The sequence below is a fragment of the Myxococcota bacterium genome (assembly GCA_041389495.1).
In the GTDB taxonomy this organism is placed as follows: domain Bacteria; phylum Myxococcota_A; class UBA9160; order UBA9160; family UBA4427; genus JAWKRT01.
In genome coordinates, this window is record JAWKRT010000003.1 from 126,058 (window position 1) to 147,835 (window position 21,778).

The window sequence follows — 21,778 nt, forward strand, 5'->3', positions numbered from 1 at the left end:
CCGGCGGCGAGCCACGCGCGCGCCGGCCCGCCCGGGAGCGGCCCGGGCGCGGGCGGCCCGGGTGGCCGTGTTCGCGCTGTCGGCGCGCTTCGCATTCGAGCTCCTGACTCCCCGGATGTCCCGCATCCCGACCCGCAGCAGGGCGTGCGACCGGAAGAGCGCGCGCGAGGATAGCCGCCGACCCATGCGGGACTCGCGCTCGGCGACGCGCGTGCGCGCGTCTATCGGCGCTCGGACGGACGGGGTGAACGCCCCCGCACCGCACTCGTCGCGCCGACTTCCCCCGCCGTCGCCGGCGCGAGCGGCTCCCGCGCGCCCGGCTCCCGCACGAGTAGCTGGATCGACTCCCGCCCGGGCGGGAGCCAGCGCCGGTACTCGACGCCGCGGACGAGCGCATGGCCCGGCCGCGCGGGCGCGTAGGTGACGAGCCACTCGTCGTCGACGACCCAGCGTCGCTCGTTGCGCAGGAAGAGCGAGTCGTCGCGGTCGAAGTTGTGCCAGCCCGCGTGCTCGAAGCCGCCGTCGATGCGGCGCGGCGAGACGCCGTCGGCCGCGAGCGCGTCGAGCAGCACCTGGCGCGCGCGGTGGCGCTCCATGTAGTCGCGCGTCCCGAGGAGCGAGTAGGCGGCGAGGATCGCGAGCGCTGCGGCCGTCGCGGCGCGCCCGGCCGGGCCGACGCGCTCGCGGCCGGCGATGCCGAGCGCCGCGATCGCGAGCGGCGCGATCGCGACGCCGAGGTAGCGGTCGAAGAACGGGAAGCGCAGCGCGAGCGGGGCGAGGTAGACGAGCGGGAACGCGAGCAGGAGCCACGGCACCGGCTGCGATCGGAGCGCGCGCATGCGCGCGACCGCGGCCAGCGCCGTCGCGCCGAGCGTCCACGCGCCGCAGGCCGCGCCGATCGCGACCGCCGCCCACCACGGCGCGGCCGAGGTCGCCGGCAGCGCCTCGAGCCCGTCGAGCGTGCGCGCGCCGAGCCCCGCGTTCCAGACGAGGTTGACGCCCGGCGGCGCGCCGAACGACAGGCGCGCGAGCGCGAGCGGGACGAGCGCGCCGGCCGCGACGCTCGCCGCCGCGAGCGCGCGCGCACCGCGCGGCGGCGCGACGAACGGCGCGACGGGCGCGAGGAAGGCGCCCGTGTAGGCGAGCGCGATCATCCCGTTGCACGCGAGGAAGTAGGGCAGGTTCGGGTTCGCGAGCACGCGGCGCGCGAGGTAGCGGAGCATCGTCCCGCCGCCGTCGCCGCTCCCGAAGAGCAGGCTCGAGGCGACGAGCAGCGCGAGCGCCGCGCCCGCCGCGCCGAGCGCGAGGCCGGCGAGCTGGCGCGCCGTGCGGATGCGCGTGGCGACGAGCGCGACCGCGAACGCGATCGCGACGGCCGCGCCCGGCTGGCGGAGCGCCGTCGCCGCGCCGCAGAGCGCGAGGCCGGCCGCGCTCGCCGCGATCGCGCGGCCCCCGCGCGCGCGCAGGCCGCGGGCGAGCACGGCCAGGCTCGCGAGCGTCCAGAAGGCGAACGGGACGTCGGTCATGAACGTGAAGCAGAGGTTGAAGAAGACGGGGCACACGCCCAGCGCGGCTGCGCAGAGCGCGCTCCGCTCCGGGGACAGCCCGGCGCCGCGGGCGAGGCCGTAGGCGGCCAGCACGGCGCCGGCGCCGAGCACGAGCGTGGTCGCGCGCAGGGTCTCGAACGAGAAGCCCGCGAGCGCGCTCGCCGCCGCGCCGACCCAGACGTGGGTGACGATCGGCGCCCACGTCCAGCGCAGGCGCTCGATCGCCCCGGTCTCGAGGAAGCGGCGGGTCGAGAACGCGTAGGCCCAGTCGTCGTTGAGCGGGAAGTCGCCGCGCGGGTCGACGAGGAGGACGGCGAGGCCGGCGAGGGCGACGATCGCGGCGGCGATGGCGAAGTCGCGCCGCGCCGGGGCGGCGGCGCGCGGTTGGGACATGGGCCTCGCTCCTGTGCCGGTCTCGCTTCGGCGAGCGCCGCGACGGCTGTAGCCGCGCGACGGCGCCGCAGCGGGCGGTACGGTCGCACCTTCGCGCGCGCGGCGCCGGGCTCCACCGCGGTCGCGACCGCGCGCGGTCGCCGCGCACCGAGCCGCTCGTCGCTCGCCGCCGCGGGTCGGCCGCAGCGGCGGGCCGGCCGACGTCGCGCGCGCGGGGCGCCGAGGTCCTGTGGTGGTACGGTTCGCCGCCGTGCCGCGCGCGCCCTCGACGCCTCCGACGAGCGGGTTCGTTCCCGTTGCGGCCGCTGCCGTCGCACTCGCGACCGCGCCGCTCCTCGCGCTCTCCGACCGCGCCTTCAACATCGACGAGCCGCTCTTCGTGTGGCTGGCCGAGCAGATCGCGCGCGCGCCGTTCGACTTCTTCGGCTTCGACGTCAACTGGTACGGCACGGCGCAGCCGATGTACGCGGTCACGCGCAACCCGCCGGCGACCGGCTACGCGATCGCGCTGGCGTCGCTCGTCGCGGGCGCGTCGGAGCGCGCGCTCCACATCGCGTTCGCAGTCCCGGCGGCGTTCTGCGCGCTCGCGACCTGCGCGCTCGCGCGGCGGCTCGCGGGGGCGCCGCTGCTCGCGAGCGCGCTGCTCGTCGGCGCCCCGGTGTTCTGGCTGTGCGCGAACACGGTGATGAGCGACGTGCCCATGCTCGCGCTCTGGCTCGGCGCCATCTGGGCCTGGCTCGCGGGCTGCGAGCGCGGCGACGCGCGCGGGCTCGCGGTGGCGGGCGCGTGCGCGTCGGCGGCCGTCCTCACGAAGTACTTCGCGATCGCGCTCGTGCCGCTGCTCGCGCTCCACGCGGTGCTCGCGCGCGTGCCGCTGCGGCGCGCGCTGCCCGTGCTGGCCGCGCCCTGCCTCGCGCTCGCCGCGCTCGAGCTCGCGATGGACGCGCTCTACGGCGCGGGCGCGCTCGCGCAGGCGGTCGACGAGTCGCTGCACGTCGAGGGCATCGCGCGGCCCGGCGCGCTGCGACAGCTCGTCGAGGGGCTCGCGTTCGCGGGCGGGTGCGCGCTGCCGGCGCTCGCGCTCTCGCCCTGGCTGTTCGGGCGCGCGGCACTCGCGGGCGCCGGCGCGGCCGTCGTCGCGATCGCCGCGCTCGCGCCCGCGAGCCTCGGGGCGCTCGGCCTGCCGGTCGCCGCGCCGGACGCGGGTGCCTCGCTCGCCGCGTCCTCCTACGCGCTGCAGCTCGCGCTGATGGCGGCGGGCGGCGCCGCCGTGCTCGCGCTCGCGGCGGGCGAGCTGCGCGCGTGGCGCTCGCCCGAGAGCGCGCTGCTCGGCGCCTGGGCGCTCGGCACGTTCGCGTTCGCGGCCTTCGTCAACTGGACCAACAACGGGCGCTCGAACCTGCCGCTCGCGCCGGTCGTCGCGCTGCTCGTCGTGCGCCGGCTCGCGGCGCGCGAACGGAGGGCAGGGCCCGGCGCCGCGCGCGCGCGCGGCGTCGCCGTCGCGGCGGCCGGCTGCGTCGCGCTCGCGTTCGCGATCGCGGCCGCCGATCGCTCGTGGAGCAACGGCGTGCGCGACGCGGCGCGCGCGATCGCCGCGCGTCACGGGGGCGCCTCGCGACCGTGGTTCCACGGGCACTGGGGCTTCCAGCTCTACCTCGAGCGCGCGGGCGGGCGCGCGGTCGACTGGCGGCGCGACGTCGTGCGCGCGGGAGAGGTGCTCGTCGTCCCGACCAACAACGCGGAGGCGCACGTTCCCGCGCCCGAGGCCGCCGAGCTCGTCGCGGTCGAGACGAGCAGCGAGGGGGCGTGGATCCGCACGCAGGCGAAGGGCGCGGGCGCGAGCTTCAACGCGAGCAATCTCGGCTCGCTGCCGTTCGTGATCGGGCCGTCGGCGCCCGACCGCTACCGCGTCTTCCGCGCGCGCGAGGACATCCGCTACGAGCGCTGGTTCGACTGGTCGTCGCGGGCGGCGGCCGCCGGCGCGCGCGGGGACGCTCGCTAGCGCCGGCCGCCGCGCAGCCGTTCGCGCGCCCAGCGCGCGGCCGCGTCGACGTCGAGCCCGCGCGTCGGCTGCGCGGCCACGACCCACGTCGCGAACACGGCCGAGTAGCGGACGATCGGCGAGCCGAAGAACGCCTTCACGACCGGGAAGGCGGCCGCGAGCGCTGCGCCGAGCGGGACGAGATCCTCGCTCGCCGCGGCGAACGAGCTCGCCGCGAGGAACCCGCTCTGCGCCAGGAAGAACGCGTTCAGCGCCAGGCCGCCGAGCACGCACGCGGCGATGCGACGGCGCGTCGCCATCGGCGTCGCGAGGACGAGTGCGACGAGCAGCGCGGTCGGCTGGTAGCCGCGGTCGCGCACCGAGTAGGTGCTCTGCCAGACGGCGCGATCGCGGCCCGCCACGTAGCCCGACATCGCGATCTCGCCCGGCGTGCTCCGCTCGCCCGGCGGCACCCAGGCGTACTCGACGCGCACGGCGCGCGACGGGTGCCCGAAGGCCGCGTTGCCCGCCTCCTTGTAGGCGTAGCCGTAGACGGCGTCGAGCGACGGGAGGACCCAGAACAGCAGCGCCGCGAACGCCGCGTGCAGCAGGAACGTCGGGATCGGCTTGCGCGCGACCGCTGCGGGCGACGCGCCCGCGTCAGGCGGCGGGGTCGGGCTCGGGGTCGTCATCGCGGAGGATCCAGCGCGCCCAGGCCATCCATGTCGCGAGGCACACCGCGACGAGGATCGTCGGCCAGACGTACACGTGCACGGGCTCGAACCAGTCGTCGTCGATCCCGCCGACCACGACGAGCGACGCGATGCGCGCGACGTTCCACGTCTGCAGCCACAGGTTGCCGGCGACGATGCCGACGAGCTTGCGGCCGAAGGGCGCGGGAAAGGCCAGGATCGCCGCCGTCAGCAGCGTGCAGACCTGCAGGCCGTCGCAGCCGTAGTTCACGGTCACGACGAACTCGTTCGTGGCGACGCGCGAGCCGGTGAGCGTGACGCGTTCGTAGAACGGGACGAGCAGCGTGCCGGCGATGTGTGCGAGCGCCGACGTGAAGTCGTAGAAGAGCGCGCTCTCGAGCGCGAGGGTGTGATAGGCGAGCTCGAAGAGCGAGACGAGCACCGCGAAGGAGACGGCGAAGCGCAGCCACGGCTGGCGGTAGAGCGGCTCCTCGTCGCGGGCGGCGGCGTCGTCCGCCGGCGGTGTCGCTTCGCTCATCGGATCTCCCGAGGTCGCGTCCGCGCGCTGCCGCGCGCCGGAGCAGGCCCGCGCGCGTGCCGGGGCGGCGCAGCGTAGCGTGCCCGCGGCGCGCGCGAGCACCGTTGCGAGCCCGTTCGGGAGTGGCGGGGCGGGCGCGGCGCGTGACGGATCAGCGCTCTCCTGCGTGCGCGCCGCGGGCCTCGAGGAAATGGATGCGCCACGAGCCGTCGCGCTCGTCGCAGCGGAGGATGTACTCGACGTCGTCCGGCGTGCGCACGCGGTAGTACGTGATCTCGTTGCCGGGCCAGCGGTCGAGCACCGCGCTCACGTCGTGCATGGCGCCGGGCCGCCCGAAGCGCTGCGGAACGCGGCCGCCGTCGTCGGAGCGGCATTCGACGCGCAGGTCCATCGCACCTCCCGGGCGCGGTGGCGCGGCGGCGTGCCTCCGCCCGAGCGAGGGCGCGCATCCTACCAGCTCCGGGCGGCTCCTCGCGCGCGCGCGCTAGCTCGCGAGCGCGCGGCGCACGACCTCGACGAGCGTCTCGGGCTGGAAGGGCTTCTTGAGGAAGCCGTCGACGTGCGCATCGCGCAGCCCGTCGCCGACGCTGTCCTCCGTGTAGCCGCTCAGCAGCACGATCGGCACATCGGGCCGGATCGCGCGGATGCGCGCGAACGCGGCGTCGCCGCCGAGCTGCGGCATGGTGCGGTCGAGCACGACGGCGTGGAACGCATCGGGTCGCTCGTCGAAGCGCTCGATCGCCTCCGCGCCGTTGCCCGCGACGACCACGTCGAGCCCGCAGCGCCGCAGCGTCTCGGCCGCGACCTCGAGCACCCCGGCGTCGTCGTCGGCGACGAGCACGGTGCCCGACGCCGACCACGCGGCCGGCGCGCGCTCTTCGGGCGTCGCCGTCTCGCGCGTGCCGCGCGGGGGCAGCCAGACGCGGAAGCGCGTGCCGCGCCCTTCCTCGCTGTGGAGCTCGATCGCGCCGTCGTGGCCGCGCACGATGCCGAGCACCGCGGCGAGGCCGAGCCCGCGCCCGGTGAACTTCGTCGTGAAGAACGGATCGAAGACGCGCGCGCGCGTCGCGGCGTCCATGCCGCAGCCCGTGTCCTCGACCTCGAAGCAGACGTAGCGCTGGTCGGGCTCGACGGTGCCGACGACGACGTCGTCGCCCGCGACGGCGTTGCCGCGCAGCACGTGCGTGCGCACCGTGATCGCGCCCGCGCCGTCGCCGACCGCCTCGACCGCGTTCGAGATCATGTTCATCACGACCTGGCTGAGCTGTGCGCCGTCGGCCTCGACCGAGGGAAGCCCGGGCTCGAGGTCGAAGCGGATGGTCGCGCGGCCCGACGCCGCGCTCTCGAGCAGCTGGCCCATCTCGCGCACGAGCTCGCTCACGTCGGTGGCCTCGAAGAGCATCGGGCCGGCGCCCGCGTAGGCGAGCATCTGGTTCGTGAGCTTCGCGGCGCGGCGCGCCGCCGTGCGGACCTTCTCGATGCGCGGCGCCGGGTCGACGCCCTCGCGCAGGTCCATCAACGCGAGGCTCGCCTGGCCGAGGATCGGCGTCAGCAGGTTGTTGAAGTCGTGCGCGATGCCGCCGGCCATGATGCCGAGGCTCTCGAGCCGCTGGGCGCGCTGCACGCGCTCCTCGAGCTCGCGCTGCTGCACGCGCATCTCGAGGCGCTCGGTGACGTCGCGCAGCAGGCCGATCACCCACGGTCCCGAGCCGTCGGCGCGGTGGTAGCGGAGCGCGGTGGCCTCGAACCAGCGATACGTGCCGTCCTTGCGCCGGCAGCGGTACGGCGCGGTGAACGACACGTCGGAGTCGTCGCGCTTGCGCCAGAAGTCGTGCGCGACGCGCGCGGCGTCGTCGGGGTGGATGAGGTCGCGCCCGAGCGTTCCGACCAGCTCCTCGGGCTCGTAGCCGAGCAGCTGGCGCGCGCTGTGGCTCACGTAGACGAGGCGCATCGCCGGGTCCGTCTCCGTGATCAGGTCGCGCACCGTCGCGCCGAGCATCGCGTAGCGCTTCTCGAGCTCCTCGAGCTCGCGCTGCGCCTCGACGCGCTCGGTGACGTCGCGCGAGACGACGACCGCGCGCAGCTCGCCCGCGCGGTTGGTGTAGGTGCGCGCGCGGCTCTCGAACCAGCGCCACGAGCCGTCCGCCGTCCGGATCCGGTAGGTGCGGTCGCCGCCGCGCGTTCCCTCGGCCACGGCGCGCCGGAAGCCGGCGAGCAGCTCGTCGCGATCCTCGGGGTGCACGCGGTCGCGCAGGATCGCGGCCTCGAACGTCGCGCCCATGAGCGACTCGGGCGTCGCGCCGAGCACCTCGACGCTGGTCGGGCTCACGTAGAGGAGGTGCCCGGCACCGTCGAGCTCGGTGATCAGGTCCTTCGCGTTCTCGGTCAGCGCGCGGAAGCGGTCCTCGCTCTCGCGCAGCGCGAGCACGGCATTCTCGATCGCCGTCACGTCGCGCACGAAGAGCAGGCGCGGGCGCTCGCCCGTCTCGCCTTCGGGGCGCGCCATCTCGACGTCGTAGTGGCGCCACTGGCCGTCCTTGTGCGCGAAGCGGAAGGTGTGCTCGGTGGTGTCGGTGTCGGCCGCGAGCAGGTGGCGCAGCGCGTCGCGCTCCTCGGGGTGCACGAGCGTGGCGAGATCGAGCTGCGCGATCTCGGACGCCTCGCGGCCGAGGAAGCCCTTCGGGAAGACGCTGCCGCCCGCGACGCGGCCGCTCGGCTCGACCTCGAGGAAGATCGCGTCCATCGAGGACATGAGCGCGCGGAAGCGCCGCACGGTGGTGGCGAAGTCGGCCGTGCCGAAGCCGTGGAGCGGATCGGCCCAGAAGCTTCCCGCGGAGAGCGCCGCGAGCTCGCGCCGCAGCCGCTCGTTCTCGGCGACGAGCTCCTCGCGCGTGGATGCGGGGAGCGGGGTCGGCTTCGCTGCGTCGTCGGTCATGGCCGCGCGCGAGGATAGGTGCTCGCCGTGGAAACCGCGCGGGGCTAGTTGACGCGCCGCTCCGCGCCGCTCCAGTAGGCCTCGCGCAGCTTGAACTTCTGGAGCTTCCCGGTCGCCGTCCGCGGGAGCGCGGCGACGAACTCGACGGACGTCGGGCACTTGAAGTGGGCGAGACGCTCGCGGCAGAACGCGAGCAGCTCGTCGGAAGATGGCGCGTGGCCCTCGCGCAGCACGACGAGCGCCTTCGGCGTCTCGCCCCACTTCGCGTGCGGCACGCCGATCACCGCGCACTCGAGCACGGCCGGGTGCTGGTACAGCGCGTCCTCGACCTCGGGCGAGCTCACGTTCTCGCCGCCCGAGATGATCACGTCCTTCTTGCGGTCGACGATGTGCACGTTCTCGCGCTCGTCCCAGACGGCGAGGTCGCCCGTGTGGAACCAGCCGTCGCGGATCGCGGCGTCGGTCTGGTCGGGCTGCTCCCAGTAGCCGGCGAACACGACGTTCCCGCGCGCGCACACCTCGCCGACCGCGACGCCGTCCTTCGGCACCTCGCGCCCTTCGTCGTCGACGACCTTCACGCGCACGCCGATGCACGGAACACCGGCGCGCGCGCGGCGCGGCCAGTCGTCCCGCGACGTCTGGTGGTCGGGCTGCGAGATCGTGAGCAGCGGGGCCGTCTCGGTCAGCCCGTAGATCTGCAGGAACTCCCAGCCGAGCTCGCGCTCGAGCCGCTCGATGAACGCCGCGGGCGGCGGCGCGCCGGCGACGACGAAGCGCGGGCGCGTCGCGATCGTGTGCTCGCTCGCGTGGGGGTAGTCGAGGATCGTGCGCAGCACGGCCGGCGCCATGCACGCGAACGTCACGCGCTCGCGCTCGACGAGCTCGAAGATGCGGCGCGCGTCGATCGCGCGCAGCACGACGTGGGTGCCGCCGAGGCCGGTCAGCGCGTAGACGCCGCCCCAGCCGTTGCAGTGGAACATCGGCAGCGTCCACAGCTCGACGTCGTCGTGGCGCAGCCCGAGGTGGGCGATCATCTGGTACGCGTTCACGTAGCAGTTGCGGTGCGTGAGCATCACGCCCTTCGGGCGCGCGGTGGTGCCGCTCGTGTAGTTGATCGAGACGAGGTCGTTCTCGTCGATGGCGACGGGCGGCGGCGGCGCGGGCGACGCGGCGTCGACCCAGGCGTTCCAGTCGGTCCATCCGGGCGGGGTCGCGCCCTCGTCCTGCGCGACGATCCAGTGCTCGACGGCGGGGAGCTCGTCGCGGATCCCGTCGACGATCGCCGTGTACTCGCCGTCGACGAGCACGGCCTTCACGCCGGCGTGGTTGAGGATGTAGGCGTGGTCGGCGGCGGCGAGCCGGTAGTTCAGCGGCACGAGGACGATGCCCGCGAGGCTCGTGCCGTAGAAGCTCTCGAGGAAGAAGTGCGAGTTCGGGCTCAGGATGCACACGCGGTCGCCCTTGCGCAGACCGAGCGCGGCGAGCGCGTTCGCCATGCGGTGCGCGCGCTCCTCGAACTCGGCCCACGTGAAGCGCCGCGCGCCGTCGACGACCGCGAGCTTGTCGGGGTAGACGCTCGCGGCGCGGCGCAGGAAGTCGGTGACGAGGAGCGGGACCTGCACGGGATTCCTCCGGAGGCTCGGCGACCGGCGTACCCTATCAGAGCGCCCCGCGACCGGCGGCGCGGGAGGGACGGGCCATGGCGAACGTTCGCTACGAGGAGGACGGGCCGATCGCGATCGTGACGATCGACCGGCCCGAGGTGCGCAACGCGGTCGACCGCGACACCGCGGCCGAGCTCGCCGACGCCTTCCGTCGCTTCGACGACGACGACGACCGCGCCGTCGCCATCCTGACCGGCGCGGACGGCTGCTTCTGCGCGGGCGCCGACCTCAAGGCCGTGAGCGAGGGGCGCCGCGCGAACCGCGTCGGCGAGGAGGGCGACGGCCCGATGGGGCCGACGCGCATGCTGCTCGAGAAGCCCGTGATCGCCGCGGTCGAGGGCCACGCGGTCGCGGGCGGTCTCGAGCTCGCCGTGTGGTGCGACCTGCGCGTCGCCGCGCGCGACGCGGTCTTCGGCGTGTACTGCCGACGCTGGGGCGTGCCGCTCGCGGATGGCGGCACCATCCGGTTGGCGCGCCTCCTCGGCCACTCGCACGCGCTCGACCTGATCCTCACCGGCCGCGGCGTGTCGGGCGAGGAGGCGCAGCGCATCGGCCTCGCCAACCGGCTCGTCGAGCCCGGCACCGCGCTCGACGAGGCGCGCGCGCTCGCGCGCACGCTCGCCGCGTTCCCGCAGCAGTGCCTGCGGCACGACCGCCTGTCGTCCTACGAACAGTGGTCGCTCGACCTCGACGACGCGCTCCGCAACGAGTTCGAGCACGCCATCGAGGTGATCGGATCGGGCGAGACGCGCGACGGGGCGGGCCGCTTCGCGGCCGGCGCGGGGCGGCACGGGAGCTTCCGGGACTTCGAGTCGCGCTGAGCGCGCGCCGCGATGCTAGGCGGCGTCGCGGGGCAGCGAGGCGAGCGGCGCGGCCCCGCCCTCGGCCGCGAGGCCGCGGCCGGCGGCGATGCCGCGGCGCCGGCGCCACTCGTCGAGTCGCCGGGCCCAGTCGTTGGCCGTCACGTAGAGCGCGGGAACGAGGAAGAGCGTGACGATCGTCGACAGCGCGAGCCCCCAGCCGAGCGCGAGCGACATCGGCGACATCACGGCGTCGTAGCCGCCGAGCCCGTAGGCCGTCGGGAACACGCCGCCGAGCGTCGACAGGCTCGTCACGAGGATCGGCCGGAGGCGGCCGACGAGCGCGTCGACCATCGCGGCGGTGCGCGCGAGCGGGGCCTCCGACGCGACGCGCTGCTGCGCCTGGTGGACGGCGTCGATCATCACGATCGAGGCGTTCACGACGACGCCGGCGAGCCCGATCGTGCCGATCAGCGCGAGCATCGAGAAGTGCATGCCGTGCAGGAAGAACGTGAGGACGACGGCGGCGACCGAGAAGGGCACGACCGACACGACGAAGAGCGCCTCGAGGAACGACCCCAGCATCACCGCGATCACGCACGCGATGCCGACGACGCTGAGCGCGAAGACGGTGCCGAGGTCGCCCGTCGCGCGGCGCGACTGCACGACCTCGCCCGCGATCTCGATCGCGACGTCCGGGCGGCTCGCGTACTGCGGCAGGAGATCGCGCTCCATGAGCTCGGCGAGGCTCGAGGACGTGTACGGGCTGTGGGGGCCGAGGCTGCCGACGACGCTCGCGGCGCGCACGCCGTCGCGGTGGCGGATCGCGGCGAGCGCGGGGATCTCGACGGGGTCGACCACGTCGCGCAGCGCGACCAGCCGGCCCTGCGCGTCGCGCACCTGCGTGTCGAGCAGGCCCTCGACGGACTGCCGCGCGCTCGGCTCGAACTGCACGCGCACGTCGATCGTCTCCTCGACGTCGCGGATCTCGGTGGCGACGATGCCGAAGTAGGCCGCCTGCAGCGTGGTGCCGACCGTCGCCGCGTCGAGCCCGCGCAGCGCGAGCTTCTCGTGATCGAGCTCGAGGTCGAGCTGCCGCATGCCCGGCCGCTCGTCGATGTCGACGTCGATCGCGCCCTTGGCCTCGACGAAGCGCTTCACGTCGAGCGCGACCTCGCGGCGCACGGCGTCGTCGTTCGACAGCACGTAGACGCGCACCGGCTCGAGCCCGGGCGGGCCGTCGACCGCGGCCTCGTAGACGACCTCGCAGTCCGCGGGAACGCGCAGGGTCTGCTTGATGCGCTCGATCCAGTCGGCGGCGGTCGCGGTGCGGTGCTCGAGGTCGATGTAGACGCTGATCAGCCCCTCGTTCTCCGCGGATCCGTACTCGCGATCGATTCCGTAGATGTCCTGGTGGCCGACGCGCGCGGTCATGCCTCGCAGGTCCGTGCCCATCACCGGGGGGATCTGGGCCTGGATCGCGTCGAGCACCGCCTCCGTCCGCTCGAGCGGCGTTCCGATCGGCGTCTTCACCTTGACGAAGAGGGCGCGCGCGTCGTCCTGCGGAAAGAACTGGAACTGCATGCGCGGCGCGATGCCCAGCATGATCACGAGCCACGCGATCGCGAAGCCGGCGATCACGCGGTTGCGACGGGGCAGGGAGCGCTCGAGCAGCCCGCGATAGGCGGCCTCGAGGCGCAGCACGAAGCGGCGCTTCGGGCGCGGCTGGGCGTCGCCGCGGACCATCGACATGTGCGCCGGCAGGATGAGGAAGGCCTCGAGCAGCGACAGTCCGAGCGAGATGCACACGACCGCGGGCATCTGCCACAGGATGCGCTTCGGGAAGCCGCCGATCGCGAGGATCGGCCCGAACGCGAGCAGCGTCGTCACGGCCGACGCGATGACCGGACGCGCCACCTCGCTCGTGCCGGCGATCGCGGCGTCGCGCGGCGACAGCCCGTCCTGGCGCTTCAGCAGGATCTTCTCCGCGATCACGACCGCGTCGTCGACGAGCAGGCCGAGCACGACGACGAAGGCGACCGTCGACACGAAGTTGATCCCGATGTCGAGGCGCGGCATCACGACGAGCACGCCCAGGATGACGAGCGGCACGCCGAGGCAGACCCACGTCGCGGCGGACGGCGCCAGGAACAGGAACACGATCAGCGCGACGAGCACGATGCCCATCAGGCCGTTGTTGGCGATGATCTCGAGGCGGTTGCGGATCTCGTACGAGCTGTCGTTGACGATCGTGGCCTCGACGCCCGCCGGCAGCGGCGTCGACTCGACGAGCTTCACGATGCTGCGCTGCGCGCGGATCAGGTCACCGTCGCTCTTCTTCTGCGGAATGATCGAGAGGCCCGCGCGGCCGTTCGTCCCCGAGACGAGGCCCGTGTCCTCGCGTCCGAGCTCGACGCGCGCGACGTCGGCGATGCGCACGGCGCCCTCGCCCGGGTCGAAGCGGAGGATGGTCGGGCCGATCTCGGACGGATCCTCGTAGCGCCCCCACATCACCACCTGGCGGCGCGCGTTCGCGGTCTCGAGCGGCCCTCCCGTCGCGGACACGTTGCGGCGCTCGAGCGTCTGGACGACGTCGAGCAGCGTCACGCCGTGCGCGCGCGCGAGATCGGGGTCGACGAAGACCCGCGCCTCGGGGTCGGGGAGGCCGACGATGCCGACGTCGCCGATCTCGGGCAGGCGCCGGATGCGCCGCTCGAGGTCCTTCGCGACGTCGGGCAGCAGATCGGCGGGGCCGGCGAGGGCGAGCTCGAGCACCGGCTGCTTCGATGGGTCGAGCCGGAAGAAGCTCGGGTCGTCGCGCATCTCGGCGGGGAAGTCGGCTACGCCGTCGACCGCATCGCGCAGCTCGCGCTCGGTCTCGAGGATCTGCTCGCGCGGCGTGTCGTCGTCGAGATCGACGGTCGTGACGCTGCGGTTCTGCGTGACGACCGTGGTGAAGTGGTCGATCCCGTCGACCTCGGAGATCGCCTCCTCGAGCGGGATCGTGACCTTCGCCTCGACGTCGCGCGCGGCGGCGCCGGGCAGCTCGGCCGTGATCATGAAGCTCGGGAGGTCGATCGTCGGGAAGCCCTCGACGCGCGTGCGCATCAGGTTCCAGACGCCGACGGCGACCACGGCGAGCGTGATCACGTTGACGAGCATGTGGCGATCGACGAAGTAGCGGACGATGCGTTCCATCGCGCGCTCAGTCCGCCCGCTGCGGCGACTGGTCGAGCACGACGGCGGCGCCGTCGCGGAGCGCGAACTGGCCGTCGACGATCACCTCGTCGCCCTCGCTCACGCCCTCGAGCACCTCGATCCACTCGCCGCCCGAGCGACCCGTGCGGATGCCGCGGAGCCGGGCCGTGCGCGCCGCGCCTCCCCCTTCGACGACGAACACCTCGGGCTGGCCGGCGCGGCGCATCAGCGCCGCGCGCGGAACGAGGGGATGCGCCTCGGACGACCGCGTGGGCAGATCGACGCTCGCGACCATGCCGTCGCGCAGCGCGGGCGGCGGAGCGTCGATGCGCAGCTCGACCGCGTAGGTGCCGTCGCGCTCGCTCGCGACGGTCGCGACGCTCACGAGCTGCGCGCGCACCGCTTCGCCGCCGAGCGCCGCGAAGCGGACGGTCGCCTCCTCGCGCCCGTCGAGCGCGGCGGCCTCCTGCGCGGTCACGCCGGCGAAGACGCGCGCGCGGGTCAGGTCCACGACCGTCGCGACGGGCGTTCCCGGTGCGACGAAGTCGCCCACGTCGACGGCGAGATCGTCGACGCGCCCGGCGAAGGGCGCGGCGATGCGCGTGTCGGCGAGCGCGCGCCGCGCGGCGTCGCGCGCGACCTGCGCGAGTGCGTGCTCGTCGGTCGCGCGGTCGAGCGCGTGGCGCAGGTCGTCGCGGTGCTGCTCGCTGATGGCGTTCTGCGCGACGAGCTGCTCGCCGCGCTCGTGCTCGCGGCGCGCGTGCGCGAGGTCGTTGGCGCGCGCGCGCAGCGTGGCCTCGGCGCGCCGCAGCTCGATCTCGAGCCGCGTCGCATCGAGCTCGACGAGCAGGTCGCCCTGCGCGACGTCGGCGCCGCGCTCGACGGCGCGGCGGACGACGCGGCCCGACGTCTCCGCGGTGACGTTCGCGTTGTGGAACGCGCGCACGATGCCCGCCGCGCGCTCCTCCGCGTCGAGCGCCGCGCGCCGCACGGCGACCGCGCGAACGCGGTGGCGCGTCTCGATGGCGTCGGCGGCACTCGGCGCGAGCGCCGCGGGCGGCTCGCTCTGCGCGGCCGAGTCGGAGCAGGCGGCCTGCGAAGCGAGGGCGGCGAGCGCGGCGAGGGCGGCGAGCGCGCGGTGCGTGCTCATGCGGAGTCCTCCTCGGAAGGGGGAGGCGCGGGCGCACGCAGTCCCTGGGCGACGAGTGTCTGGTTGTGCGCGATCAGACGATCGCGGAAGGAAGCGTCGAGACGATAGCCGAGCGGCTCGCACAGCAGCGGGCCCAGCAGGTACGGAAACGCGGACGCGCTGGCGACGGTGAGCAGGACCATGGTGGGGTCCAGATCGGCACGCAGCGCCCCGCGCTCGATGGCCGCGGCGATCGCGAGCCGCACCGAGCGGAGCGGGCCGTCCGCCAGCATGGCGACGAAGCGCTCGCGCGCCGGGCCGTCGCCGGCCAGGATCTCGCGCGCGATGAATCCGGCGATCCACGGATCGGCGGCGAGACCCGTGGCGTGGATGTGGAGGAGCCGATCGAGGAGGTCGTCCTCGTCGTCGCGCCGGGTGAGCTCCGCCTCGACCTCGGCGCTCACGCGCGCGAACGCGCGCTCGAGCATGGCTTCGTGGAGCCCGCGCCGGTCCCCGAAGTAGTAGGCGATCATTCCCGAGCTCACGCCGGCGCGGTCCGCGATGGCCCGGATGCCCGCGCTGTCGAGGCGCCCCTCGGAGGCCAGGGCGGCGGCCGCGTCGAGGAGGCGCTCGCGCACGTCGGCGGCGTCGGGCGCCTCGCTCGCCGACGGGCGCCCGGGGCGGCGCCGCCGCGCGGTCGATCCGGCGGCGGACGCCGGAGGAGAGGGATGGGAGCGCACGCTCGGCGGAGGCACCCGCCTAAATTAATCGATCGATCGATCGATTCAAGGCCCGGCTCGGGGCGCCTCCCGCCGCGCCCGCGCGCGCCGGGGCTCGGCCCCCCGCGCAGCCCGCCGGAGCGCGCTCACGCGCCCCGGCGCAGCGCCTCGATGCGGTCCTCGAGCGGCGGGTGGCTCGCGAAGAGCGCCGCGAACCCCCGCCCGCCCGCGATGCCGAAGGCGTCGAGCGAGGCCGGAAGCGGCTGCGGGTCGGCGACCGACCGGAGCCGCTCGAGCGCCGCGATCATGTTCTCGCGGCCGGCGAGCCGCGCGCCTCCGGCGTCGGCTGCGAACTCGCGGCGGCGCGAGAACCAGCTCACGACGACGCTCGCGAGGATGCCGAACACGACCTGCGCGACCATCGTGGCCGCGAAGTAGCCGATCCCGAAGCCGCCTCCCTGGCGCTCGTCGTCGCCGCGCAGCAGCACGCGGTCGACCAGGAAGCCGACCACGCGCGACAGGAAGATCACGAACGTGTTCACGACGCCCTGGATGAGCGTCAGCGTCACCATGTCACCGTTCGCGACGTGGGCGATCTCGTGGCCGAGGACGGCGTCGATCTCCTCGTCGCGCATCGAGCGCAAGAGGCCCGTGCTGACGGCGACGAGTGCCGAGTCGCGCCGCGCGCCGGTCGCGAAGGCGTTCGGCTGCGGCGACTCGAAGATCGCGACCTCCGGCATCCCGATGCCCGCGGCCTGGGCGTGGCGGGACACGGCGTTCACGAGCCACTGCTCGCGCGCGTTGCGCGGCGACTCGATCACCACGGCGCCCACCCCGCGCTTCGCCATCGTCTTCGACAGCAGCAGCGAGACGAACGAGCCGGCCATGCCGAAGACGGCGGAGTAGACGAGCAGGGCCTGGTAGTTCAGGTCGACGCCGTTCGCGTGCAGGATCGATTCGACGCCGATCAGCCGCAGCGTGATGCTCGCGACGAGCAGCACGGCGACGTTGGTCAGGACGAAGAAGAAGACGCGCTTCATGGGACGACGATCTCCTCGGGGCGGGGCGCGGGCCCGTGCGGTCGCTGCGACACCGGTCCGTGCGAGCGGGTTCGCCGAGCCGGGCGAGTGCTAGGCGACGTTGAAGCTCTCCCCGCAGCCGCAGGTCGTCTGCGCGCGCGGGTTCTCGATCTTGAAGCCGCTCTCGTTGAGGTCGTCGACGAAGTCGACGGTCGTGCCCTCCAGGTGGCCCGCGCTCTCGCGGTCGACCACGACGCGCAGGCCGTGCTGCTCGCTCTGCTCGTCGTTCGCGCCGATCGCGCCGTCGAAGACGAGCTCGTAGCGCATGCCGCTGCACCCCCCGTCGACGACGCGGACGCGGAGGGCGTCCCCCGGGCTCGGGCTCTTCGCGAGCAGGGCGATGGCCTTGGCCGCGGCGGCGGGCGTGATCGAGACGACGGGCACGCTGGACTCCTCCCGGGCGCGTTCGCGCGTCGCCGGAGACTAGACTCGGCCCCTGCGCGGTCAACCCGGCGCGCAGGCGGGGCGTCGCGCCTGCTAGGCTGCCCGGGCGCGGCACCGCCCGGCCGCGCGCGCAGCCGATGATGGACGACACCCTCCACGCTCAGCCCTCTTCTCCGCGACCGGCTCCGCGCGCGGCGCGCGACACGCGCGGCCGCGCGCTCCGCGACCTGCGCATCTCCGTGACGGACCGCTGCAACTTCCGCTGCCCCTACTGCATGCCGGCCGAGGTCTTCGGCGACGCCTACGCCTTCCTGCCGCGCCGCGAGATCCTCACGTTCGAGGAGATCGAGCGGGTCGTGCGGGCCTTCGTCGCGCAGGGCGTCTCGAAGCTCCGCATCACCGGCGGCGAGCCGCTGCTGCGCCAGGACCTCCCCGACCTCGTGGCACGCCTCGCGCGCCTCCCCGGCGTCGAGGACATCGCGCTCACGACGAACGGGACGCTGCTGCCGCGCCTCGCGGCTCCGCTCGCCCGCGCGGGCCTGCGGCGCGTGACGGTCAGCCTCGACGCGCTCGACGACGCGACGTTCCGGCGCATGAACGGCGACCGTCTCTCGGTCGAGCGCGTGCTCGAGGGCATCGAGGCCGCCGAGCGCGCCGGCCTCGCGCCCATCAAGGTGAACGCGGTCGTGCAGCGCGGCGTGAACGACGACGGCATCGTCGCGCTCGCGCGGCACTTCCGCGGGACGGGCCACATCCTGCGGTTCATCGAGTACATGGACGTCGGCACGCGCAACGCCTGGGATCGGGACCAGGTCGTCTCGGTGCGCGAGATCGTCGAGCGGCTCGACGCCGCATTCGGGCTCGAGGCGCTCGATGCGAACTACGACGGCGAGGTCGCGCGCCGCTGGCGCTACCGCGACGGCGCGGGCGAGATCGGCGTCATCGCCTCGGTCACGCAGCCCTTCTGCGGCGGCTGCACGCGCGCCCGCCTCACGACGGACGGGAAGCTCGTCACGTGCCTGTTCGGGACGGCGGGTGCCGACCTCCGCGCGCTCCTGCGCGGCGGCGCGAGCGACGCCGCGCTCGAGGAGCGCATCGCGCGCGTCTGGACGGCGCGCGCCGACGCCTACTCCGAGCACCGCGCCCACGCCGCGCCGGGGCCGCGCTCGCCGCGCGAGCGCATCGAGATGTACCAGGTCGGAGGCTAGGCGCCCGACATCCCGTTCCAGCCGACGACGTCGGCCGCGGCCTTGCGGTGGGCCGGCTTGAAGTCGGTCCCGATCGTGTAGGCGACGGGGAAGAGGCCGACCTGCGTGAAGCGGTCGTGCGGGATGTCGAGCAGCTCGGCCATCTCGCGCTCGCGCCAGAGGTGGCCGGTCGTCCACGCGCTGCCGAGGCCGCGCGCGCGCAGCGCGAGCATGAAGCTCCAGACCGACTGCAGGATCGAGCCCCACAGGCTCGCCTGGTAGAACGTGTTGGCGCCCTCGGTGCGGCCGGCGAAGAGCGGCAGCAGCAGCGCGGGGCAGCGGTGGAAGTTCTCGCGCAGGTAGGCCGTCGACGACTCGATGCGGTCCGCTCCCGGCACGTGCGCGCCGGCGTAGCCCGCGTCGCCGAAGGTCGCGATGAAGTCGTCGAGGCCGCCGTTGTAGATCTCCGCGGCGCGCGCGACGAGCGCGGGGTCGTCGATCACGATCCACCGCCAGTTGTTCATGTTGCCGCCGTTCGGCGCCTGGAAGGCGATCTCGAGGCACTCCGCGACGAGCTCGCGCGGCACCTTGCGGTCGAAGTCGAGCCGCTTGCGCACGGTGCGCGTCGTCGTGAGCAGCTCGTCGGGCGTGAGGTCGAGCACGAGGTCTCCTTCGCTGTCGTCGTCGTCGTCGGCTCGCCGGTCAGGCGCCGAGCCGCCGCGCGAGCGCGAGCGCCGACTCCGCCAGCGGCGCGGCGAGCCGGCCCACTTCGGAAGCGCCTTCGCCCGCCGCCGTGCCGGCGAGCGCGCGCCCGGCGATGCCGCGCATGATGCCCGCGCTCCGGAACAGATGGAAGGCGAGGTAGAAGTCGAGATGCGCGATGCCGCTGCGGCCGGTGAGCTCGCAGTAGCGCGCGACGTACTCGTCCGCCGTCGGGATGCCGCGCTCGCGCAGGTCCGCGTCGGTGAGGGCGAGGAAGGCGCTGTTCGGAGAGAGGCGCTGCGACAAGTGATAGGTGAGGTCGGCGAGCGGGTGCCCGATCGTCGACAGCTCCCAGTCGAGGATCGCGGCGATGCGCGGCTCGGTCGGGTGCACGAGCATGTTGTTGAGCCCGTAGTCGCCGTGCACGATGCTCGTCGCGTCGTCGGCGGGGATGTTCTCGGGGAGCCACTCGATCAGCCGCTCCATCGCCGGAATCGGCGGGAGCTGGCTCGCGGACGCGTACTGCTTCGTCCACACGCGGATCTGCCGCGCGTAGTAGCTGCCGGGTTTGCCGTAGTCGCCGAGCCCGATCGCCTCGGGGTCGATCGCGTGGAGGCGCGCGAGCGTCGCGATCTTCGAGTCGTAGATCGCCGCGCGCTCGGCGGGCGTCTGCGCCGGCAGCTGCTGGTCGGCGAGGATGCGACCGGGGACGAGGTCCATCACGTAGAACATCGTGCCGATCACGCTCTCGTCGGTGCACAGGATGCGCGTGCGCGGCACGGGGAAGTCGGTCGTGCCGAGCGCGGAGAGCACGCGGAACTCGCGGTCGACGGCGTGCGCCGACGCGACGAGCTGGCCCGGCGGCTTGCGCCGCAGCACCCACTGCGAGCGGCCGTCGCTCAGGTGGTAGGTCGGGTTCGACTGCCCGCCGCGGAACTGGCGGACGACGAGCGGGCCGGCGAGCGCGCCCATCTCGGCCGCGTGGTCGCGCAGAAAGGCCTCGAGCGCGCGCGCGTCGAAGCGGTGCGCCTCCTCGACCTCCTTGATCCCCGTCGCGATCTGGAATGCCACTCTCCGTCCTTCTCCCTGCGTGCGCGCGCCGCGGCGCCGCGTTCAGTCGATGTCGGCGATCACGGGAGCGTGGTCGGAGGCCGTGAGCCCGTCGAGCTTCTTGCGGTAGTCGCGGTCGATCCACGCGGCGCGCAGCCGGTCGCGCACGGGCGCGGTCGCGAGCACGAGGTCGATCCGCAGGCCGTGGCCGCGGTGGAAGGAGCCGCCGCGATAGTCCCACCACGAGTATTCGCGCGCCTCCGGGTGCGCGTGGCGGAACAGGTCGGTGAGCCCGAGGTCGACGAGCCGCGCCATGCGCGCGCGCTCGGCCGGCGTGTGGAAGATGGACTCGTCGTCGTCGGCGCCGTGCCAGGTGTCGAGCGCCGCGGGAACGATGTTGAAGTCGCCGCACAGCACGGCGGCGTCGCCCTCCGCGTGCTGCGCGCGCCAGTGTGCGGCGAGCGCGTCGAACCACTCGAGCTTGCGCGCGAAGTCGTCGTGCTCGACGTGCTTGCCGTTCGGGCAGTAGACGGTCGTGAACGAGATGCCGCCGACGCGCGCGCCGAGCAGCCGGGCGCCGAAGCCCTCCTGCCCGGCGAGTCCGGTGTGCAGGAGCTCCGCCGGCTCGCGCGAGAGGACGGCGACGCCGTTCCAGCTCTTCTGCCCGTGCGCGAGCGCGCGGTAGCCGAGCTCCTCGAACGCGTCGTGCGGGAACTGCTCGTCGGTGAGCTTGAGCTCCTGGAGCCCGACGACGTCCGGCGCGCGATCGGCGAGCCAGCGGCGCACGAGGTCGAGCCGCGCGCGCAGTCCGTTCACGTTCCAGGTCGCGAGGCGCATGACCGCCTAGGCTACCCCCCCGGTATCCTCGCGGGCCACGCCTTCATCGGAGCGCGCGCCGCGCGCGCGAGAGGGCGGGCCGGGCGAGAATCGCGCGGAGACACGCGCGGAGGCTGGCGCGGAGACACGCGCTGAGGCACGTGCGGAGGCTGGCGCGAGGCGCGAACGCAGGAGGACGGCGATGGGCGGCGGGGACGGCTTCGGCTCGGGTGGGTTCGGATCGGGCGGCGCGGGACCGGATGCGCCGGGCGGCCTCGCGATGCGCATCGGGTCGGCCTTCGGGCTCGGTCGCCGCGTCGACAAGTCGAGGCTGCCCGCTCCCGAGGAGGCGCTGCCCGGGCGCGGCGAGCGCATGCCGGTCGCCGCGCGGCACGCGGTGCTCGGGACGCCGATGGAGCCCGCCGTCGAGGGCGATCTCGCGCTCGCGATGTTCGGGCTCGGCTGCTTCTGGGGCGCCGAGCGCCGCTTCTGGCAGGCGCCGGGCGTCGTGGCGACGGCCGTCGGCTACGCCGGCGGCGCGACGCCGAACCCGCTCTACGAGGAGGTGTGCTCGGGCCGCACCGGGCACAACGAGGTCGTGCGCGTCGTGTTCGACGGCGCGAAGACGAGCTACGAGGAGCTGCTCGCCGTCTTCTGGGAGTCGCACGACCCGACGCAGGGCATGCGGCAGGGGAACGACGTCGGAACGCAGTACCGCTCGGGCATCTACGTGTACTCGGACGCGCAGCGCGCCACGGCCGAGCGCTCGCGCGACGCCTACGCGCGCGTGCTCGCGAGCGCCGGTCGGCCCGCGATCACGACCGAGATCGTCGACGCGCCGCCGTTCTACTTCGCCGAGGACTACCACCAGCAGTACCTGCACAAGAACCCGGGCGGCTACTGCGGGCTCGGCGGGACCGGCGTGCCGTTCCCGGGCTGCGGGCCGGCTCGTTAGGCGCGGCGC

At 74.3% G+C, this 21,778-nt stretch carries 18 protein-coding genes; 4 read left to right on the forward strand and 14 right to left on the reverse strand.

Annotated features, from left to right (window positions below):
* Positions 1–221: 221 nt before the first annotated feature.
* Positions 222–1,940 (reverse strand): hypothetical protein, encoded by a 1,719-nt coding sequence (locus tag R3E88_16765; GenBank protein ID MEZ4218141.1) that lies wholly within the window; start codon positions 1,938–1,940, stop codon positions 222–224.
* Between the two features lie 250 nt (positions 1,941–2,190).
* Here R3E88_16765 and R3E88_16770 point away from each other — a divergent pair, with 250 nt between their 5' ends.
* Positions 2,191–3,942, forward strand: coding sequence for a glycosyltransferase family 39 protein (locus R3E88_16770; protein MEZ4218142.1), 1,752 nt, complete (start codon positions 2,191–2,193; stop codon positions 3,940–3,942).
* Here R3E88_16770 and R3E88_16775 read toward each other — a convergent pair.
* From R3E88_16775 to R3E88_16795, 5 genes are all read right to left on the reverse strand, one after another.
* Positions 3,939–4,613 (reverse strand): hypothetical protein, encoded by a 675-nt coding sequence (locus R3E88_16775; GenBank protein MEZ4218143.1) that lies wholly within the window; start codon positions 4,611–4,613, stop codon positions 3,939–3,941. The genes R3E88_16770 and R3E88_16775 overlap by 4 nt on opposite strands.
* Positions 4,582–5,151 (reverse strand): exosortase H, encoded by a 570-nt coding sequence (gene xrtH, locus R3E88_16780; GenBank protein ID MEZ4218144.1) that lies wholly within the window; start codon positions 5,149–5,151, stop codon positions 4,582–4,584. The genes R3E88_16775 and xrtH overlap by 32 nt, the downstream gene beginning before the upstream one ends.
* A gap of 151 nt (positions 5,152–5,302) precedes the next feature.
* Entirely contained in the window at positions 5,303–5,542 is a 240-nt protein-coding gene (locus R3E88_16785; protein MEZ4218145.1) for a hypothetical protein, read from the reverse strand.
* A 93-nt stretch (positions 5,543–5,635) separates the two neighbouring features.
* Entirely contained in the window at positions 5,636–8,086 is a 2,451-nt protein-coding gene (locus R3E88_16790) for a PAS domain S-box protein (GenBank protein MEZ4218146.1), read from the reverse strand.
* A gap of 44 nt (positions 8,087–8,130) precedes the next feature.
* Positions 8,131–9,708, reverse strand: a complete 1,578-nt coding sequence (locus tag R3E88_16795; GenBank protein MEZ4218147.1) for a long-chain-fatty-acid--CoA ligase — start codon at positions 9,706–9,708, stop codon at positions 8,131–8,133.
* A 77-nt stretch (positions 9,709–9,785) separates the two neighbouring features.
* Between R3E88_16795 and R3E88_16800 the strand changes: the two genes are divergently transcribed.
* Entirely contained in the window at positions 9,786–10,571 is a 786-nt protein-coding gene (locus R3E88_16800) for a crotonase/enoyl-CoA hydratase family protein (GenBank protein ID MEZ4218148.1), read from the forward strand.
* 15 nt (positions 10,572–10,586) lie between these two features.
* Here R3E88_16800 and R3E88_16805 read toward each other — a convergent pair whose 3' ends face one another.
* The 5 genes from R3E88_16805 to R3E88_16825 form a co-directional block, all read right to left on the reverse strand.
* The gene (locus R3E88_16805) at positions 10,587–13,748 is read right to left on the reverse strand and encodes an efflux RND transporter permease subunit (protein MEZ4218149.1); all 3,162 of its coding nucleotides are present in this window, start codon (positions 13,746–13,748) and stop codon (positions 10,587–10,589) included.
* A 7-nt stretch (positions 13,749–13,755) separates the two neighbouring features.
* Positions 13,756–14,898 carry an efflux RND transporter periplasmic adaptor subunit gene (locus R3E88_16810; GenBank protein ID MEZ4218150.1) on the reverse strand — a complete coding sequence of 381 codons (1,143 nt, stop codon included), beginning with the start codon at positions 14,896–14,898 and terminating at the stop codon, positions 13,756–13,758.
* Positions 14,895–15,365: a hypothetical protein gene (locus R3E88_16815; GenBank protein ID MEZ4218151.1), complete on the reverse strand. Its 471-nt coding sequence runs from the start codon at positions 15,363–15,365 to the stop codon at positions 14,895–14,897. The genes R3E88_16810 and R3E88_16815 overlap by 4 nt, the downstream gene beginning before the upstream one ends.
* Positions 15,366–15,742: 377 nt before the next feature.
* Positions 15,743–16,636: a protease HtpX gene (gene htpX / locus R3E88_16820; protein MEZ4218152.1), complete on the reverse strand. Its 894-nt coding sequence runs from the start codon at positions 16,634–16,636 to the stop codon at positions 15,743–15,745.
* A 90-nt stretch (positions 16,637–16,726) separates the two neighbouring features.
* Positions 16,727–17,059, reverse strand: coding sequence for an iron-sulfur cluster assembly accessory protein (locus tag R3E88_16825; GenBank protein MEZ4218153.1), 333 nt, complete (start codon positions 17,057–17,059; stop codon positions 16,727–16,729).
* A 140-nt stretch (positions 17,060–17,199) separates the two neighbouring features.
* Between R3E88_16825 and moaA the strand changes: the two genes are divergently transcribed.
* On the forward strand, positions 17,200–18,267 hold the full coding sequence (gene moaA / locus R3E88_16830; GenBank protein MEZ4218154.1) for a GTP 3',8-cyclase MoaA: 1,068 nt from the start codon (positions 17,200–17,202) through the stop codon (positions 18,265–18,267).
* Here the strand turns inward: moaA and R3E88_16835 are convergent.
* The 3 genes from R3E88_16835 to R3E88_16845 are packed head-to-tail and all read right to left on the reverse strand — an operon-like array spanning position 18,264 to position 20,835.
* Positions 18,264–18,908 (reverse strand): nitroreductase family protein, encoded by a 645-nt coding sequence (locus R3E88_16835; GenBank protein ID MEZ4218155.1) that lies wholly within the window; start codon positions 18,906–18,908, stop codon positions 18,264–18,266. The genes moaA and R3E88_16835 overlap by 4 nt on opposite strands.
* Positions 18,909–18,948: 40 nt before the next feature.
* Positions 18,949–20,019, reverse strand: a complete 1,071-nt coding sequence (locus R3E88_16840; protein ID MEZ4218156.1) for a phosphotransferase — start codon at positions 20,017–20,019, stop codon at positions 18,949–18,951.
* A gap of 42 nt (positions 20,020–20,061) precedes the next feature.
* A complete protein-coding gene (locus R3E88_16845) occupies positions 20,062–20,835 on the reverse strand; it encodes an exodeoxyribonuclease III (GenBank protein ID MEZ4218157.1) in 774 nt (257 codons plus the stop codon).
* A 259-nt stretch (positions 20,836–21,094) separates the two neighbouring features.
* On the opposite strand from R3E88_16845, the gene msrA reads away from it, so the two are divergent.
* Positions 21,095–21,769: a peptide-methionine (S)-S-oxide reductase MsrA gene (gene msrA, locus R3E88_16850; protein MEZ4218158.1), complete on the forward strand. Its 675-nt coding sequence runs from the start codon at positions 21,095–21,097 to the stop codon at positions 21,767–21,769.
* Positions 21,770–21,778 lie beyond the last annotated feature (9 nt).

Excerpts from the sequence above, each read along its gene's own strand:
- R3E88_16805 (MEZ4218149.1), bottom strand. The coding sequence starts at position 13,748 with ATGGAACGCATCGTCCGCTACTTCGTCGATCGCCACATGCTCGTCAAC.
- xrtH (MEZ4218144.1), bottom strand. The coding sequence starts at position 5,151 with ATGAGCGAAGCGACACCGCCGGCGGACGACGCCGCCGCCCGCGACGAG.
- msrA (MEZ4218158.1), top strand. The coding sequence starts at position 21,095 with ATGCGCATCGGGTCGGCCTTCGGGCTCGGTCGCCGCGTCGACAAGTCG.
- R3E88_16815 (MEZ4218151.1), bottom strand. The coding sequence starts at position 15,365 with ATGCTCGAGCGCGCGTTCGCGCGCGTGAGCGCCGAGGTCGAGGCGGAG.
- htpX (MEZ4218152.1), bottom strand. The coding sequence starts at position 16,636 with ATGAAGCGCGTCTTCTTCTTCGTCCTGACCAACGTCGCCGTGCTGCTC.
- R3E88_16845 (MEZ4218157.1), bottom strand. The coding sequence starts at position 20,835 with ATGCGCCTCGCGACCTGGAACGTGAACGGACTGCGCGCGCGGCTCGAC.
- R3E88_16800 (MEZ4218148.1), top strand. The coding sequence starts at position 9,786 with ATGGCGAACGTTCGCTACGAGGAGGACGGGCCGATCGCGATCGTGACG.
- R3E88_16810 (MEZ4218150.1), bottom strand. The coding sequence starts at position 14,898 with ATGAGCACGCACCGCGCGCTCGCCGCCCTCGCCGCGCTCGCCGCCCTC.
- moaA (MEZ4218154.1), top strand. The coding sequence starts at position 17,200 with ATGGACGACACCCTCCACGCTCAGCCCTCTTCTCCGCGACCGGCTCCG.
- R3E88_16785 (MEZ4218145.1), bottom strand. The coding sequence starts at position 5,542 with ATGGACCTGCGCGTCGAATGCCGCTCCGACGACGGCGGCCGCGTTCCG.
- R3E88_16775 (MEZ4218143.1), bottom strand. The coding sequence starts at position 4,613 with ATGACGACCCCGAGCCCGACCCCGCCGCCTGACGCGGGCGCGTCGCCC.
- R3E88_16790 (MEZ4218146.1), bottom strand. The coding sequence starts at position 8,086 with ATGACCGACGACGCAGCGAAGCCGACCCCGCTCCCCGCATCCACGCGC.
- R3E88_16765 (MEZ4218141.1), bottom strand. The coding sequence starts at position 1,940 with ATGTCCCAACCGCGCGCCGCCGCCCCGGCGCGGCGCGACTTCGCCATC.